At 45.1% G+C, this 17,513-nt stretch carries 18 protein-coding genes; all 18 read right to left on the bottom strand.

Annotation, left to right across the window (positions count from 1 at the left end; translation table 11 throughout):
• Positions 1 to 6: 6 nt before the first annotated feature.
• Positions 7 to 357: a diacylglycerol kinase family protein gene (locus M3191_RS10010; protein ID WP_251624588.1), complete on the bottom strand. Its 351-nt coding sequence runs from the start codon at positions 355 to 357 to the stop codon at positions 7 to 9.
• Between the two features lie 7 nt (positions 358 to 364).
• Positions 365 to 835: an rRNA maturation RNase YbeY gene (gene ybeY, locus M3191_RS10005; RefSeq protein ID WP_251700251.1), complete on the bottom strand. Its 471-nt coding sequence runs from the start codon at positions 833 to 835 to the stop codon at positions 365 to 367.
• Positions 836 to 854: 19 nt separating this feature from the next.
• Positions 855 to 2,981: an HD family phosphohydrolase gene (locus tag M3191_RS10000; RefSeq protein ID WP_251700250.1), complete on the bottom strand. Its 2,127-nt coding sequence runs from the start codon at positions 2,979 to 2,981 to the stop codon at positions 855 to 857.
• 65 nt (positions 2,982 to 3,046) lie between these two features.
• Positions 3,047 to 4,006 carry a PhoH family protein gene (locus M3191_RS09995; RefSeq protein WP_251700249.1) on the bottom strand — a complete coding sequence of 320 codons (960 nt, stop codon included), beginning with the start codon at positions 4,004 to 4,006 and terminating at the stop codon, positions 3,047 to 3,049.
• A gap of 5 nt (positions 4,007 to 4,011) precedes the next feature.
• On the bottom strand, positions 4,012 to 5,115 hold the full coding sequence (locus M3191_RS09990) for a sporulation protein YqfD (RefSeq protein ID WP_251700248.1): 1,104 nt from the start codon (positions 5,113 to 5,115) through the stop codon (positions 4,012 to 4,014).
• Entirely contained in the window at positions 5,090 to 5,347 is a 258-nt protein-coding gene (locus tag M3191_RS09985; protein ID WP_251700247.1) for a hypothetical protein, read from the bottom strand. Before M3191_RS09985 ends, M3191_RS09990 begins: the two co-directional genes overlap by 26 nt.
• A gap of 48 nt (positions 5,348 to 5,395) precedes the next feature.
• Positions 5,396 to 5,890, bottom strand: coding sequence for a hypothetical protein (locus M3191_RS09980; protein ID WP_251700246.1), 495 nt, complete (start codon positions 5,888 to 5,890; stop codon positions 5,396 to 5,398).
• A gap of 37 nt (positions 5,891 to 5,927) precedes the next feature.
• Positions 5,928 to 6,914 (bottom strand): flotillin-like protein FloA, encoded by a 987-nt coding sequence (floA, locus tag M3191_RS09975; RefSeq protein ID WP_251700517.1) that lies wholly within the window; start codon positions 6,912 to 6,914, stop codon positions 5,928 to 5,930.
• Between the two features lie 32 nt (positions 6,915 to 6,946).
• Positions 6,947 to 8,278, bottom strand: a complete 1,332-nt coding sequence (locus M3191_RS09970; RefSeq protein ID WP_251700245.1) for an NfeD family protein — start codon at positions 8,276 to 8,278, stop codon at positions 6,947 to 6,949.
• Between the two features lie 159 nt (positions 8,279 to 8,437).
• A complete protein-coding gene (gene rpsU, locus M3191_RS09965) occupies positions 8,438 to 8,611 on the bottom strand; it encodes a 30S ribosomal protein S21 (protein ID WP_009496905.1) in 174 nt (57 codons plus the stop codon).
• A 153-nt stretch (positions 8,612 to 8,764) separates the two neighbouring features.
• Entirely contained in the window at positions 8,765 to 9,472 is a 708-nt protein-coding gene (gene deoC / locus M3191_RS09960) for a deoxyribose-phosphate aldolase (protein ID WP_435368154.1), read from the bottom strand.
• A 73-nt stretch (positions 9,473 to 9,545) separates the two neighbouring features.
• Positions 9,546 to 10,886, bottom strand: a complete 1,341-nt coding sequence (gene mtaB / locus M3191_RS09955) for a tRNA (N(6)-L-threonylcarbamoyladenosine(37)-C(2))-methylthiotransferase MtaB (protein WP_251700243.1) — start codon at positions 10,884 to 10,886, stop codon at positions 9,546 to 9,548.
• A 16-nt stretch (positions 10,887 to 10,902) separates the two neighbouring features.
• Positions 10,903 to 11,643: a 16S rRNA (uracil(1498)-N(3))-methyltransferase gene (locus tag M3191_RS09950; protein ID WP_251700242.1), complete on the bottom strand. Its 741-nt coding sequence runs from the start codon at positions 11,641 to 11,643 to the stop codon at positions 10,903 to 10,905.
• A 3-nt stretch (positions 11,644 to 11,646) separates the two neighbouring features.
• Complete coding sequence (prmA, locus tag M3191_RS09945) at positions 11,647 to 12,591, bottom strand: 50S ribosomal protein L11 methyltransferase (protein WP_251700241.1); 945 nt, start codon at positions 12,589 to 12,591, stop codon at positions 11,647 to 11,649.
• A 15-nt stretch (positions 12,592 to 12,606) separates the two neighbouring features.
• Positions 12,607 to 13,728 (bottom strand): molecular chaperone DnaJ, encoded by a 1,122-nt coding sequence (dnaJ, locus tag M3191_RS09940; RefSeq protein WP_251700240.1) that lies wholly within the window; start codon positions 13,726 to 13,728, stop codon positions 12,607 to 12,609.
• Positions 13,729 to 13,885: 157 nt separating this feature from the next.
• Complete coding sequence (gene dnaK, locus M3191_RS09935) at positions 13,886 to 15,724, bottom strand: molecular chaperone DnaK (RefSeq protein ID WP_251700239.1); 1,839 nt, start codon at positions 15,722 to 15,724, stop codon at positions 13,886 to 13,888.
• Between the two features lie 44 nt (positions 15,725 to 15,768).
• The gene (gene grpE, locus M3191_RS09930) at positions 15,769 to 16,356 is read right to left on the bottom strand and encodes a nucleotide exchange factor GrpE (protein ID WP_251700516.1); all 588 of its coding nucleotides are present in this window, start codon (positions 16,354 to 16,356) and stop codon (positions 15,769 to 15,771) included.
• Positions 16,357 to 16,373: 17 nt separating this feature from the next.
• Entirely contained in the window at positions 16,374 to 17,423 is a 1,050-nt protein-coding gene (gene hrcA, locus M3191_RS09925) for a heat-inducible transcriptional repressor HrcA (protein ID WP_251700238.1), read from the bottom strand.
• Between the last annotated feature and the right edge of the window lie 90 nt (positions 17,424 to 17,513).

The raw sequence follows: 17,513 nt of genomic DNA, 5'->3' as shown, positions 1-17,513 counted from the left end.
TAAATTTTATGAGAACCATTTCGGAATGAAAATAATCAGACCAATAATAGCGGAGAAAAACGCGAAAATCAAAACGGCTCCTGACGCAAGATCCTTAGCCTGTCCGGCAAGCGGATGAATCTCTTCCGTAACCAGGTCGATAGTCCGTTCAATCGCCGTATTGATCAATTCCAACGCGGTGACCCAACCGAACATAATGAAGATGATGCACCATTCTATCGCAGATAGACCTGTTACTAAACCCGCTGTAGTTACGACGATAATTGCAAGTACATGGAACCTGAAATTCCGTTCAGTCAAAAAGCCATGCCGGATCCCCTTGAATGCATAATAAAAAGACTTCAAGAAAAGATGCATTCCTTCCTTACCTTTCAAGGCCGAAAGAAGCGAGGATCTCCTTTTGCCTTCCGAACATCTTCTTTTCATCTTCCTCTGTCATATGGTCATATCCAAGAAGGTGGAGGAATCCATGCAATGCCAGAAATCCGATTTCCCGCTTTTCATCATGACCATATTCAGCGGATTGCCGGGCCGCTGTCTCGATGGAAATGAGAATGTCCCCAAGGACGACCGGCATGCCTTCTTCCTGTACAATTGCGACTTCCCCTTCCGCCATCTCCTCTAGTGCAAATGAAATTACATCGGTTGCTTTGTCTTTGCCTCTATATTCGGCATTTATTTTCCTGATTTCTTCATCCGTCATAAAAGTGACGGACACTTCAGGATGATCAGAAAGCCCCTCCATCTCTGCAGCATGGTTCAATAATTTTTCTACAAGTTGGGGAATGTCATCGGTAACTTTTCCCGTTTCATCATTAAAGTAAATATCCAGCATTGTTTCGCCTTCCTTCTGATCAGTCCGGATACTCAATCCGGCTATGAAAAATGCCGTTCAACGTTTCGCAGATGACATTTTCAATCGTTTTCAGTTCCTTCATCGACAAATCGCATTCATCGAATTGCCCATCATTCAATTTGGAAGTAATAATTGACCTTACCAATTTGGCGATTCTCTCCGGAGTAGGCTCCTTTAATGAACGCACTGCAGCTTCAACACTATCCGCAATTGAAATGATAGCTATTTCTTTCGTCTGTGGTTTTGGACCGGGATATCGGAAATCATCCTCCACCACATCCTGTCCCATTTCCTTTGCCTTTACAAAGAAAAACTTTAAAAAACTTGTTCCATGATGTTGTCTTGCAATATTGACGATTTCAATAGGCATTTTATGCTTGGCTAGCAGGTCAGCCCCATCATTGGCATGAGCAATAATGATATCACGGCTTTTTTCCGGCTGCAATTCATCATGCGGGTTCACAGTGCCATGTTGATTCTCGATGAAAAATCCCGGCCGGATCGTCTTCCCGATATCATGATAATAACTGCCTACTCTCGCCAGCAATCCATCCGCCCCTACCGATTCACAAGCAGCATCAGCCAAATTCGCAACCATAACACTATGGTGGTATGTACCTGGTGTTTCAGTGAGCACTTTTTTCAATAGCGGATGATTCGGATTAGATAACTCAATAAGTCTCATATCCGAAAGCAACCCGAAAGCGGATTCGAAAAAGGGCATCAACCCGATTGTCAAGGCTCCTGAAATGATTCCCGAGGCTAAAGCGGCAATCAAGTAAAAGACCAACTCGGACAGCTCATACGAAGACTGTGTCATCAACAAATAGAAACCTATGAACAGAATATTAGAAGCCGCCACAAAGAGGCTTGTCCGTAAGATATTCGACCTTCTTCCATTATCCCCCAAGACATATATACTGATGATTGCGCTGAATAGAATATACAGAGCGACTTCCATCTGCATAATTGCAGCGAAACCTTCCTGCAGCATGATACCCGCCGTCGATGCTGTGATGATCGTCAACATGAAAGCAAGCCTTTCATTCGTCAGCAGTTTCGCTAGAAGGGGTGCAAGTGCTGTCGGAAATAAAAAAGCGACCTGCACATCGAACTCTTTATCAATCAGACTGATAAGTTTCATCATGATTACGAGAATGAAAAAGATAGAATAGATGATCAACAATGACTTCTTTTTCTTGTTGTTGTCTTCCTGCCATGTAATAAAATGCATAAAAACAATAGATGATATAAAAACCACATACAGGATGAGACCCGCCATAGGCTTGGTGGAGGACTGATTCTTCAATAGGCCGGTCAATTCCAACTGTCTATAAATTTCGGAGTCGATGAATTGTCCTTCCCGCACGATGACTTGTCCTTGCAGAATCCTCGTAGGCTCAACCGCATTTTTTTCTTCTTCGATTCTTTTGTCCGTCAATCCTTTGTTGATAGTTTCCGTTTCGACGACTAATGATCTGCCAAGCGTAATTAGCGTCTGCAGTTCCGCAGGAGGAATCGCTTCTGATAATCGAAGCTTCCTTTCCACTTCATATCGCACTGTGGACAGATCACCTGTCCGTACAGGTTTAGACAGCTCTTCAGTTATGATACTTGCAATAGCACTCTGGATTTTCTGCAAGACTGGTATATCTCTTGACAACAGGCTCCCAATTGCATTATCCGTCAGACGCAAGCCCGGCTCCTCTTCCTCCAATTTCAAAAACTTTTCCCTGATTTCCTTGATTTGCTCCGAACGTGTCTTTACTATTTTATCCGGATCTTCGACGTCGGGGGTATTTTGCTGTTTCTCCTCAATGATGAAATCAAATAAGTTAATAGCAATGGCCGCCCTATTCTTCGCAACATCCTCACTGAACTGATAAAACGGTGTCACTTCGGATTCGATTCTCCGTTTTTCCTGCTCCGTCTTTACAGTGTCTTCGACTGTTTTCAATGATCGAATCGTTTTCGGAGATATTTTGAATTCATGGAGCTCATACGTTTCCTGCTTTACATTGCCATGCATCAGCGAAAATAATGCGATAGCTGCCAATCCAATGACGAACAATGCTAAGTATTTGAATTTCAGTGATTTGAAAAGATTTATGATGAGTGTGAACATAAACAATCCCCCCTTTCCCTCTTTATCTGATCATCCTTATTTTAAATGATGAAAGAGCAGTCACTTTAGGATGACTGCTCATTTTCATATGCTTCGATGATTTTCGCAACAATAGGATGTCTGACGACGTCACCTTGCTCCAAGTATTGAAAATGGATTTCAGAGACATTTTTTAAAATCGCTTCAGAGGCGTTCAACCCTGATTCCACACCCCGCGGCAGATCGATTTGAGTCTTGTCGCCTGTAATCACCATTTTGGAACCGAATCCGAGACGTGTCAAAAACATTTTCATTTGAGCCTTCGTTGTATTCTGAGCTTCATCAAGGATGACAAATGCATCATCGAGCGTACGGCCCCTCATATACGCCAGAGGGGCGATCTCGATCACTCCGCGCTCCATTAGCCGTTCTGTATGCTCTGCGCCTAGAACGTCGTGCAGGGCGTCATAGAGCGGACGCAAATAAGGGTCAACCTTCTCTTTCAGGTCGCCTGGCAGGAAGCCAAGACTTTCACCAGCCTCGACTGCAGGCCGCGTTAAAATGATTCTTTTCACCGATCCAGACTTCATTGCCTGAACAGCAAGAACGACTGCGAGGTATGTCTTCCCAGTTCCTGCTGGTCCAATGCAGAAAACAAGGTCATTCTTTCGGATGGCATGGATATATTCACGCTGACCAATCGTTTTCGCACGAATTGCCTTCCCTTTTGCAGTCCTTGCTATCTCCTCGTCGTATAACTCGGCGAAGTATTCAATCGTTCCGTTTTTCACCATTTCAATTGCAGTGGAAATATCACGTAAATTGATATTGATGCCTTTACGGATCACTTTCAATAATTGCTCAAGGAGAAACTTCCCTGCAATGATATCCTGTTCTTCCCCGGCTAGTGAAATTGTATCTCCGCGGGTGAGGATGGAGATATTCATGGACTCTTCAATCAATTTCATATTTTGGTCGGAAATGCCTAGAAGCATTACGGCCTCGTTCGGCTCTTCGATATGAAGTTGTATCAGTTGTTCGCTCAATAGTTTCAGTCTCCTTGGGATAAAGGTCTTTTTATCGCTATATTCTCATTGATTAAAAATAATATTGTCCCCTCAACTGTATCATTTCCAAACGTCAAGTGTAAAATGTTTTCATCTTTTATTAGAAGATCGGATTGGGTTTCCGTTAAGATTTTGTATTTCAGCAACGGAATGATGACATCGTGCTCCATGCCTTCTGTCAATTCGAATTGTTCAAGACGGTCTTCCCGGTACCTTTCCGTCTGTATGAACGATTGCAACTTCGGCATTTTTCCATCCATCCACACAAATGGGGATCTCCAATGTATAATCACATTCTCCTCTCCAAGCAGATGGTAATCAACTGTTTTAGGAATTTTAAATGAATATTCCAACCAAAAATCAGCATACACCGAACCTTCCGCCCCTACAACTGTCCTCGTGTTTCCTTGCTCCAATACGCCTGTCGCCAATAAATCCCCTTTTTTAACAGTTTGATGTACACGCGCGACCCTTTCTCCCCTGCTCAATTTAAAATTTGTAATGACACCCCCGGTGCGTGCGACTAGATCGGAAGGCGGGCCGGATTTTTCAATACTGTCATTCAATTTGGGGGAGAGCATCGGGATGATTGTCAATGTGCTTCCCGACCTTTTAAATCGCACCCAGGAGAGTGACGGATCCTCTACCATGAGCGATCTTCGTATTTCGCCTTCATCCGGAATCAAGTGAAGTGGCCGGAATAAGGTGATTGAAGTCTCCTCCAATTTATTGCCGATCCGTTCAGATATTTCAGGCACGTCGGTTTCAATTTCGATTTTCCACAGAAATAAGGATGCAATAAGTGGAATGATGCACGCAATAAGGAAACGGAAGGACGTAAATACCCTTTTCTCTACAGTACCTTCATCTGCAGTTTTGATAGTCACTTTCATTTTGAAACGGCGCCTATGTTTTCTTATGACTTGAATCCCTCTTTTATCGGTGCGAAACCGGATTCCTTTTCCGGATTCCATAATTCCGGACATTTTCACACCGGAGCCTACAAGGAAAGACAGGAACCTGGCCGGATCCGTTTTGCCAGTGAGGACGACACTAAACCGTTTATGAATCATAGAAATCCTGTCCATTTTTCACTTCTTTGATATTCACAGCTGTTATCGTCTCAAAAGAGAATACCGCCAACTCTTCCGACAATGTTTCGACGATGAGATCCTCCCCCGTCGCCTCGATGACATGGTCCCCACTTCGGATCACTGCATAATCAGGTCCAAGTTTCACTAAGGAATAAGGGCCTGTGATCCTGATTGAAACAAATTCTTCAATCGTAACAGATGAGTTCATTTTAAATAATTTTTTCAAGATAAAAACCCCCTATCCAAGCCTATGATTTGGATAGGGGGTCAATGATTATTGTTTTGATTTGGGAGGCCCCAAAATTTCAGAGAAGATGATGCCCTTGATCAAGTCTTGTTCGCTTGTCGGAATCATCTCGTGATGTTCGACGGGCTCTTTTGAAACCAAGCTGCCTTGATGGACCGATAAACGCCCGCGATGCGGCTCCCGTTTCGATTCCCTGTCATGCCTTTTATCCGTGTGAACCTGAATATCCCTCGTCCTGTCTCCTCTTTCAGTTACCTTCGGAAGAGGAGGTATTGAAACGGTTTGGGCAGGTTTTCGGTCAGGCGACTGTCTGCTCGGTGGCTCGTCAATCTCGGTTTGAAATTCTCGTTGGATGTCCTTGTACATCTCCTGGGTCATCTCTTTCAACTTGCGCATAGGGTCAGGAGTACCCGTCTGCGTGGTAGGAGGTTTCGTTTGTGTCTTTGGTGCCTCACCAGATTTTTTCCCTTTGAAGAGCATACTGATGAGTCCCATGACGGCTAATATTATTAACGATTCCATCTGTGCATCCCCTTTCCGGGAATTATCCGCTCAAACGTCAATCTTTTGTTGTATCCGTTTTCTGCTGATCCACACCAATTTTACTGATGGAATCACGCATTCCCGTGTCAGCTTGGATATTTTTGTAGTTCATATAATCCATGATGCCAATATTGCCAGTCCGGAGTGCTTCGGCCATCGCAAGAGGAACTTCCGCCTCCGCGCTGACAACTTTCGCACGCATCTCTTGGACTTTCGCTTTCATTTCCTGTTCATTCGCTACAGCCATCGCACGGCGTTCTTCCGCTTTCGCCTGTGCAATGTTCTTATCGGCCATCGCTTGTTCAGTTTGAAGCTCTGCACCGATGTTTTTACCGATGTCAACGTCCGCAATATCGATGGACAAGATTTCGAAAGCCGTACCGGAGTCAAGACCTTTCGCCAAAACCGTTTGAGAAATCAAATCCGGATTTTCCAATACTTTAGCGTGGTCGATGGATGAACCGATCGTCGAAACGATACCTTCCCCGACACGAGCAACTACAGTTTCTTCACCTGCACCACCGACAAGGCGATCGATGTTTGCACGAACAGTGATTCGTGCCTTCGCCTTCACTTCGATACCGTTCATCGCTACACCCGCGATGAATGGCGTTTCAATGACTTTCGGGTTTACAGACATTTGAACCGCTTCAAGAACGTCACGGCCCGCCAGGTCAATCGCCGCTGCGCGTTCGAATGACAATTCGATATTCGCACGATGTGCGGCAATCAATGCATTTACAACGCGGTCAACGTTACCGCCAGCCAAATAGTGGCTCTCAAGCTGGTTGATTGTAACGCTCAATCCCGCTTTATGCGCCTTTATCAACGGATTGACGACCCTGCTCGGGATTACCCGGCGGAGACGCATACCGATCAAAGTGAAAATACTTACACGTACACCTGCCGCCAACGCGGAAATCCAGAGTGTTACAGGAACAAGTGTGAAAAATACTGACAAAATAATGATGGCTCCGATGACGAGTATAACTGTGAAAATCATACTTCCAGTGCCTAAACCTAAAAGTGCTTCCATTATTCATTTTCCCCCTTTTCTTCGAATTCCCGAACGACTATCCGGGATCCTTCAACCTTCACAATGATAACATGTTTCCCTCTGTCGATGTAGCTTCCTTGGGAAACGACATCAATCCGCTCACCTTCCATATCAATTGTCCCGGAAGGGCGTAGAGGCGTAATTGTAATCGCCTTCTTTCCAAGCAATTCGACCCGGTTGATATTTGACACATAACCGCTCTCCGTGTCTGTCGAATCCATCAAGACGACTTTGTTCAGCAAATGCAATTTTCTTCCGAAAAACTTCATAATGATCACCATCCCGCTGACGGCCACTGCAATAGCGATCATGACGGAATACGCCATGAACATCGGATTGCCCCCCGCCAAAATGATACTTACAACGATAGCGACCGCCCCGAGGAGGCCGGCTATCCCACCCGCCAAGAAAAATTCAAGTATGATGAGCACAATTCCGATAATGAACAATATCAACGTTTCATAACCGGCAAGCCCCGCAATGAGATGTCCGAAAAAGAACAGTAGCAATGATGAGAGCGCCATTGTGCCTGCAACTCCGAAACCTGGCGAATATAGCTCCACCACAAGTCCCAGACCCGCTATTGACAACAGAATTGGCACGACAATCGGATGTGTCACAAACCGTGCGATGCCTTCGGTAAACGTCACATTAGTCTTCACGATTTCAGCATTTTCCAAACCATTCAACTTCAGAACTTCCTGGAAAGAAGCAACGGTCCCATCGCTGTAACCGACTTCTTCTGCTTCGTCTGAGGTAAGCGTCAGTAATTCACCCTTTCCAGCCCGATATTTGGATAAAGGGATGGAAGGTTCGGCCATTGCCTCAGCATACAACGTTTCCCGATTATGTGATTTCGCCGCACTTTTCATTTCCGCCACCCACATGCTGTGAGCTTTGTCATCAGCTGCATTGCCTGATGTTTTGATTACTTGCGAGGCGCCCATCACACCGCTTGGAGACATATAGATTTTTTTCGCATATAGCGCAATGAGCGCACCTGCTGAAATTGCCCTGTAATTGACATAGGCGATGATATCCATATCAGTTTCCTGCATGAGTTGCCCGATTTGTCCCGCGGCTTCCGTATGTCCGCCTAGCGTATCGATTTCCAAGAGGATAGCTTTAGCGCCCGCCTCTTCCGCTTCAGTGAAGGATCTCTTCAAATACGCATATAGACCTTTCTCCACAGCTGCGTCAATTTTTACGTGATAGACTTTTTCAGCAGCCGCATCTGACTGAGCAAAAGGAATCGAAACCGCTGATAAGAATAAAATGAACAGGAGAAACTTCCCAATCATTTTACGCATTCGTTCATTCACCTCTCTCTTTATAACCATTATACCTTCTTTACGTATTGTCTTGTTAAAAGGTTTCATTTTAAAAAGTACAAAAACCGGGAGATCCAAAAGGATTTCCCGGTTTCATTCATAAACATACTTATTGTTGTTAGATAATATGGACAGATATTAGAATTTACGCTTACGAGCAGCCTCAGACTTCTTTTTACGTTTAACACTTGGCTTCTCATAGAACTCACGCTTTCTTACCTCTTGTATTGTACCACTTTTTGATACAGTACGTTTGAAGCGGCGAAGAGCATCTTCAAGCGATTCATTTTTGCGAACGACAGTTTTCGTCATATCTCTTGTCCCTCCCTCCGAGCACACTTCGAAACAAGGCGTTACTCCTTGTACTAAGAAATTATATCTTATTATCCTCGAGCGGTCAATAAAAAACTTTCAAAATATCTATGCGAAATAGGAAATTTTATTCACCCCCCGGCAAGAACCCTATTAATATGCAGAATTGCCTTGCAATCCTTGCATGATTTGCACGCCTGAACTTGCACCGATTCTTGTTGCGCCCGAATCAATCATCTTTTTCATATCCTCGAAGCTGCGAACTCCTCCTGACGCCTTAACGCCCATTTCAGGTCCGACAACGCCACGCATCAATTTCACATCATCTTCTGTAGCACCGCCAGTTGAGAAACCGGTTGATGTTTTGACGAAATCAGCATCTGCAGCCCGGGACAGTTCGCAAGCTTTTCTTTTCTCCTGATCAGTCAGTAATGAAGTTTCAATGATCACTTTGACAATCGCTTTGCCTTTCGCCGAATCGACAACAGCAGCAATGTCATTTTTCACAAGTTCATCATCGCCGCTTCGCAACGCTCCGATATTGATGACCATATCGATTTCACCAGCTCCGTTTTCAATCGCGTCTTTCGTTTCAAACGCTTTGACTGCGCTAGTGGATGCACCTAAAGGGAAGCCGATGACTGTGCATACTTTTACAGACGACCCGTTCAACACCTCTGCGGCCGTTTTTACCCATGTCGGATTGACGCATACCGATGCGAAAGAATAGGTTTTCGCTTCTTCACAAAGTCGGATGATCTCCTCTTTTGTCGCATCCGCTTTTAGTAGTGTATGGTCGATGTATGCTGCATATTGTTGATTCAAAATAATTCCTCCTCCAGTTGTACGTACCTCATTCATCATAGCAAATAAAGATTTTCTCCGCATCAAAAAACAGTTCATCCAACATCGGATAAACCGTTTTTTGATTGCTTTACGCTAGGGCTTCTTCTGCTTCTACTACTCGGACGAATTGACCTTCATTATAAGGATAGCCCGCCTTTGTAATTTTCACTTTGACGATTTTTCCGACCATCGACTCATCAGCCGGGAAAACGATTTTTAAATAATTGTCCGTATATCCCTCATACAGACCACTATCAGGATCGTGCTTGTATTTCTCTTCTGGTATCACTTCAAGCACTTCGTCTTCAAATTCTGTTGCATATTGCTTCGCCAATTGATCATTCAACTCAATTAGGCGGTGGACCCGTTCGTTTTTCACTTCTTCATCAATTTGATCTTCCATTCTGGCTGCAGGTGTCCCCGTACGTTTGGAATATGGGAAAACATGCAATTCAGAAAAACGGTGATCTCTGATGAAGTTATACGTTTCCATGAATTCGTCCTCCGTCTCGCCAGGGAATCCAACGATGACATCGGATGTAATAGCAAGATGCGGCAATGCTTCCCGTAGACGATCAAGACGTTCCGCGAAGAACTCCATCGTATATTTCCTTCTCATACGTTTCAATACTGTATTGGAACCTGATTGGATCGGAATGTGCAAATGCCTTACGATCTTCGTTGACTCCCGAAGGACTCCTATGACTTCATCAGTTAACTGGCTTGCCTCAATGGAACTGATCCGGAGTCTCTTCAATCCCTTTACCTGCGTTTCGAGATCGCGCAGCAGACGGGCAAGATTATAATCTTTCAAATCCTCGCCGTATCCGCCTGTGTGGATCCCCGTCAGGACGATTTCAAGATAGCCTGCATCGACCAATTGTTGTGCTTGGCGGATGACTTCTTCAGGGTCACGTGAGCGCATTAGACCACGTGCCCACGGAATGATACAGAATGTACAGAAGTTATTGCAGCCTTCCTGTATTTTCAATGAAGCTCTTGTGCGGTCCGTAAAAGCAGGTACATCAAGTTCTTCATAGACCCGGTTCTTCATAATGTTGCGTACAGCATTGATCGGCTGACGTTCCACCTTGAATTCATCTATCAGTCCGAGCAATTTCGTACGGTCCTGTGTACCGACGACAATATCGACTCCTGGAATAGCCATGATTTCAGCCGGTGATGTCTGTGCATAACACCCCGTGACACAGATGACCGCATCCGGATTACGTCTGATAGCTCTCCGGATGACTTGGCGACTTTTCTTATCGCCGGTATTCGTGACCGTACATGTATTGATAACGTAGACGTCTGCATTTTTCTCAAAATCGGAGCGGTCATATCCGGCGTCCTTGAAAAGTTGCCAGATTGCTTCCGTTTCATAATGATTCACTTTGCAGCCTAATGTATGAAAAGCGACAGAAGACACTAGCTGCTCACCTCTTTCATTCAAATTCGTATGACATAGCGGACAAAAAATAGAGCGGTGCGGTTTCCGTCCTTAAAATACGCGGCCCTAAGGAAACTGAAAGAAAATCCGCAGCGCGCATCTCTTCCGCTTCCTCTCTAGATAATCCGCCTTCAGGACCGAAAACGACCAGTACCGTTTGTTTATGATACACGTTTTTCAGCCTGTCTGCAAACCTGTTCGGGTCTGTGCCTTTTGCATCCTCTTCATCTGCAAAAAAGCGGATATCATAGTTTCGTGACTCTTGTAGCAATTGCTTGAAAGACATCGGGGCTGATACATCCGGGATTACTGACCGGTGGCATTGCTCCGCCGCCTCTTTCGCAATCTTTTTAAGCCTGTCTACTTTTTTGTCGCCTTTTTTCGCATCCCATTTGACAATGGAACGTCTCGCTTCGAATGGAACGATTGATGACATACCTAGCTCCGTGCCTTTTTGGACGATAAGGTCGAGCTTATCACCTTTAGGCAAGCCGCACGCAATTGTCACTCTGACTGGCATTTCATTCGAAGGAAGCGGGCCATCCTTCTTTTTTACAATTACACCTTCAGTGACGATGGCTGCAATTTCAGAGATGTACGCTTCACCATCATCTACAGCGATGACGAGGTCACTAGCCTCCATCCTCATCACCTTTGTGATATGCTTGCCGTCATCACCTGAAATGAAGGCATTTCCGTCTTCATCAAATGGGGTTTCAAGGAAATAACGCTGCAATCGTTACACGCTCCTCTTTCGAGCAATAATTGCCACCCATTCTTCCATTAAAACGGATTCAATGATTTCGAAGCCCTTGCTTTGGAGATCATCCTTCACAAGATCACGTTTTTGAGCGATAATTCCCGATACGATGAATAACCCATCTTCAGGCAGGATGGTGTAAGCATCGCCGGAAAACGTCATGATGACTTCCGCCAGGATGTTCGCAACAATGATGGATGCAGGCTCGTTAACGGAATCTAGCAAGTTTCCATGTGTCACTTCAACGACATCGTCCACCTTATTCAAACTGATATTCTCTTTTGCCGCCCGCACTGCGACTTCATCCAAGTCGAGCGCATGCACATGCGACGCTCCTATAAGTGCCGCCCCGATCGACAATACTCCCGATCCTGTCCCGACGTCAACGACTGTGTCGCCCTTCTTCACATATTTCTCCAATGCTTGCAGACACATGACTGTTGTAGGGTGGGTCCCTGTTCCAAAAGCCATGCCCGGATCTAGTTCGATGATCAATTCATCGGAATCCACAGGCTCATATGATTCCCACGTAGGAACGATCGTGAATCTTCCTGAGATCTTTACGGGATGGTAATATTTCTTCCAAGCCGTCGCCCAATCCTCTTCATCCACTTCGTTCGTCTGCACTTGATTGAGTCCCACATCCAAGCCGTACTCCGTAAGGCCATTGACGGATTCACTGATTTCCTTTACTGTTTCAATCAAAAAGCTGTTAACTGGCAAATAGGCTTTTACGATGACTCCCTCCGCAGGGAAGTCTTCTTTCTTAAGCTCATAGATTTCACCGAAACGATCTTCATGAATCCGGTCGGGCTCTTCGGAATCTTCGATGATGACTCCGCTTGCCCCCGCTTCATGCAAAATATTGGCTACGGCCTCGGTCGCCTCATGTGACGTATGGATGGAGATTTCAGACCACTTCAACTACGTTCATCCCTTTCAGTCGCCTTTTATTGTTCTTTTGATTTTATCAAAAAGTGAGCTTGAATACTCATCCGGCGAATTCCCTTCGATTGAGGCGAATTCACGGAGAAGCTCTTTCTGTTTTTCTGTCATTTTTTTAGGAGTAATTGCCTTGATGATGACGTGTTGATCACCCACTCCATGTCCGTGGACATTTTTGACGCCTTTTCCGCGCAATCGGAAATTCGTTCCCGATTGTGTCCCCGCAGGAATTTTCAATTTCACATTCCCTGTAACAGTGGGCACTTCAATTTCGTCACCTAGCGCTAACTGCGGGAAAGTGATAGGCACTTCCAAATAAATATCGTCGCCTTCACGGACAAAGCGGTCATGATCTCTTACTCTGAAGACGATGTACAAGTCTCCTGAAGGACCGCCATTGATGCCTGCTTCCCCCTGGCCTGATACACGTAATTGTTGACCATCATCCACTCCTGCAGGAATTGTGACTTTTATTTTCTTCCTTTTTGTCACACGGCCCGCGCCATGGCAAGTTTCGCATTTCTCAGGGATGATCTTTCCGGTTCCTTGACAATGCGGACATGTCCGGCGATTCACCATTTGTCCAAGCGGTGTATTTTGAGTGATTGAAATTTGTCCCGAGCCGCCGCAATGCGAACATGTATTTACTGGCGTGCCTTTTTTGGCACCGCTTCCGCTGCACGTATCACATGTCTCTTCCCTTGGCAATTCGATTTCTGTCTCTTTTCCAAAAACAGCTTCCATGAAATCGATTGTCATGGAGTACTGAAGATCATCGCCTTTCCTCGGGGCATTCGGGTCGCGTCTCCTCGCACCGCCGCCAAAGAATGTGCTGAAAATATCCTCGAAACCGAAACCGTCAGCAGACCCTCCGCCAAATCCGCCAAATCCTTGGTTCGGATCGGCATGGCCGAATTGGTCGTAATTCGCACGCTTCTTCTCATCGCTCAACGTTTCGAACGCTTCCGTCACTTCTTTAAATTTTTCTTCCGCTCCCGCTTCCTTGTTTAAATCGGGATGATATTGTTTTGATAATTTCCGGTAGGCTTTTCTGATTTCCTCTTTGCTTGCCGTTTTTGGCACACCGAGTACTTCATAATAATCACGCTTGCTCATTATTCCACTCTCCCATGAATCATTGACATCTCATTGTAACACGCACAGAAAAAAAGTGACAAAAGTGCAGTTGGCCATATATTATCGATCACTTAACAAAAGAAAAAGTCAAAGCCGGAATATCGGACTTTGACTTTTCCGTCAATCGATCGTTCAATTAGTTTTTCTTGTCATCTTCGACTTCTTCAAAGTCGGCATCGACTACGCCATCATCCTGCGGTTGGCCGCCAGCTTCGGCTGAGCCGCCTTGCGCTTGAGATTCAGCAGCCGCTTGCTCATATAATTTCATCGTCATTTGCTGAACAATTTCTTCCAACGCTTCTTTCTTTGTACGCATTTCATCCAAATTGCCAGCTTCAATCGCCGTTTTCAATTCTTCTTTTGCTTCCTCGACTTTTTTCACTTCATCTTCGGATACTTTGCCTTCAAGATCCTTCAATGTCTTTTCAGCCATGAATACGAGCTGGTCCGCGTCATTTTTCAAATCCGCTTCCTCTTTGCGGCGTTTATCCTCTTCCGCATTCGCTTCGGCATCTTTCACCATTTTATCGATTTCATCGTCGGATAGGCCAGAGCTTGATTGGATTGTGATATTCTGCTCTTTTTGAGTTCCGAGATCTTTCGCTTTTACTGTTACAATACCGTTTTTATCAATATCGAATGTAACTTCGATTTGCGGGATGCCTCGTGGCGCAGGTGGAATATCCGTTAATTGGAAACGGCCAAGTGTTTTGTTGTCACTAGCCATTGGACGCTCCCCTTGCAATACGTGAATATCAACAGCTGGTTGGTTGTCCGCAGCCGTCGAGAACACTTGCGACTTGCTCGTAGGGATTGTCGTATTTCTTTCAATCAATTTTGTAAAGACGCTTCCCATCGTCTCAATTCCTAGGGAAAGCGGAGTAACGTCAAGCAAGACGACATCTTTCACGTCACCGCTCAGAATAGAACCTTGAACAGCAGCACCCATCGCTACGACTTCGTCAGGGTTAACTCCCTTGAATGGCTCTTTGCCCGTTTCTTTCTTGATAGCTTCCTGAACAGCAGGGATACGAGTGGATCCACCAACTAGGATGACACGGTCGATTTCGGATGGAGATAAGTCTGCATCTTTCATGGCCTGGCGCGTCGGTACCATGGAGCGCTCCACTAAATCAGCTGTCAATTCGTCGAATTTAGCGCGAGTCAATGAAATTTCAAGGTGAAGCGGACCAGCTTCTCCCGCAGTGATGAATGGTAATGAAATTTGAGTAGATGTTACGCCTGAAAGGTCTTTCTTCGCTTTTTCTGCAGCATCTTTCAGACGTTGCATTGCCATTTTGTCTTTAGAAAGGTCGATTGTATTCTCTTTACGGAATTCCTGTACTAAGTAATCGATGACGACATCGTCGAAGTCATCTCCGCCTAGTTTATTGTCGCCTGCTGTCGCACGCACTTGGAACACGCCGTCTCCTAGTTCAAGGATTGAAACGTCGAATGTACCGCCGCCAAGGTCGTATACTAGAATTGTCTCATCCTCGTCTGTCTTATCTAAACCGTATGCCAATGCTGCAGCTGTAGGCTCGTTGATAATCCGTTCAACTTCAAGACCAGCAATCGTTCCCGCGTCCTTCGTTGCTTGACGTTGTGCGTCATTGAAGTATGCAGGTACAGTAATTACCGCTTTCGTCACTTTTTCACCTAAGTATTCTTCCGCATAGCCTTTCATGTATTGAAGGATCATCGCAGAAACTTCTTGTGGAGTGTATTCCTTTTCTTCAACTTTCACTTTATAATCGGATCCCATATGTCTTTTTACGGACATGATCGTGTTTGGATTTGTAATGGATTGGCGCTTCGCCACTTCTCCAACTTGACGCTCTCCGTTTTTGAATGCAACTACGGATGGAGATGTACGGTTGCCTTCCGGGTTCGGAATGACTTTCGCCTCTCCACCTTCATATACTGCTACAACTGAGTTCGTTGTACCCAAGTCGATACCGATAATTTTGCTCATTTGAATTCCTCCTAATTTAATGCATCTACACGTAAACTATCTACTCATTCGTTTACTTTGACCATAGTAGGTCGAAGTACACGATCTTTCAACATATACCCTTTTTGTAGCTCCTCAAGCACGACGCCTGATGACTTTTCGGGATCATTCCCTGTCATGACGGCCTGATGGAAATTCGGGTCGAACTCCTTGTCCAACGCCTCAATTTCGACCAACCCTTCCCCTTTTAACGCTTCAAACAGGTTGCGGTAAATCATATCCATCCCAGTCATGATAGATTGCGCTTCCTCATTTTTGACTTCGACTGCAAGTGCGCGTTCGAAATTGTCCAATACAGGTAAAATTGTCGTCAACAAGCTTTGTGCTTTGTATTTGACAAGCGCTTCCTGATCAATCGCATTTCTTCTTTTTGCATTTTCAAAGTCTGCCAGGACGCGGAGGAGCTTGTTTTCCTCATCCTGTAATTTGGACTCCAGCTCGTTGATTCTCTCATCCTTTTCGTCTAGCTCTACAGGAGTTTCTTCAGAAGCTATATCCTCTTCAACAGTTCCCTTTTGCTCCGTTTCCGCTTGCTGGCTCGCTAAATTGTCTAATTCTTCGTTTGCAGTTTCCTGGACAACTTCTTTATCCACTGCTACCTTTTTATCCGTCACTCTTCGTTCCTCCTATCCAATCCGATGGCCGTTTTCAGTAATGCTTGCGATAAATTCTCACTTAGGATGTCAAGCATCGTAATGACCCTGCCATAATCCATTCGTTTCGGTCCGATAATCGCTATGGAACCGGTCATATTTCCGCCGGCAGAGTAATTTGCAGTAATCACACTGCAATCTTCCATCGCGTTATGTTTGTTTTCTGAACCGATCCGGACATGGATGCCTTTTGAGTCATCTTGGAAAAAGTCAAACGCGGGTGCTCCGTTTTCCATCAACTCGAAAAACATCTTCATTTTTTGCAGGTCGTTGAATTCCGGCTGTTTCATCATATTCATTTTTCCGCCGAAGTACAGACGTTCTTCAGGCTTGATCGTCATGGCCCTTTGAAATGAGGCTAACAGTTCCCCAGCATGATGGACATGCTGTTCGAAGACCGTCTTCGTCTCGTGGGCAAGCTTGTTTTGCAGGAAGCTCAATGGCGTTCCGACAAGCCTTTCATTTAAAATATTGACCATCTTTTCAATATCCGAAGCAAGCATGCCTTGCGGTACATCGAAGACCCTGTTCTCCACATGTCCATTATCGGTCACAATGATTGCGACCGCTTTCGTGTCATCCAGCGGCACGATTGAAAACCGCTTCACTGAATGCATTGACATGTCCGGACCTAAAAGTATCGATGTATAATTTGTCAATTCGGATATGATTTTCGCGGAATTCCGTATCAGTTCCTCCGTCTCCATTACCCGATCTTGAAAAACGGAACGTAATTGCATACTGTCCGACAATGTCAGCTTTTCGGGTGTCAATAAATGATCGACATAAAAACGGTACCCTTTTTCGGAAGGTACTCTGCCTGACGAAGTATGGGTTTTTTCGAGATAACCCAATTCCTCCAGATCGGCCATGTCATTCCGAATGGTCGCGGGACTGTATGGAGCTTCCGGTTTTTTAGATAACTGCCTTGATCCGACAGGTTGGGCGGATTCGATGAAATCGTTAACCGTCAGTTGCAGAATTAGCAATTGTCTGTTTGTCAACATACTCATCACTCCTGTTAGCACTCTTTAACGGCGAGTGCTAATACTACTCATAATTTAACAAAACCTTTTGCCAGTGTCAATGAATTACCC

Source organism: Sporosarcina luteola (genome assembly GCF_023715535.1).
Lineage (GTDB): Bacteria > Bacillota > Bacilli > Bacillales_A > Planococcaceae > Sporosarcina > Sporosarcina luteola_B.
Note: the sequence above shows the minus strand (reverse complement) of the source record. Positions and strands in the feature narration are given on the sequence as shown.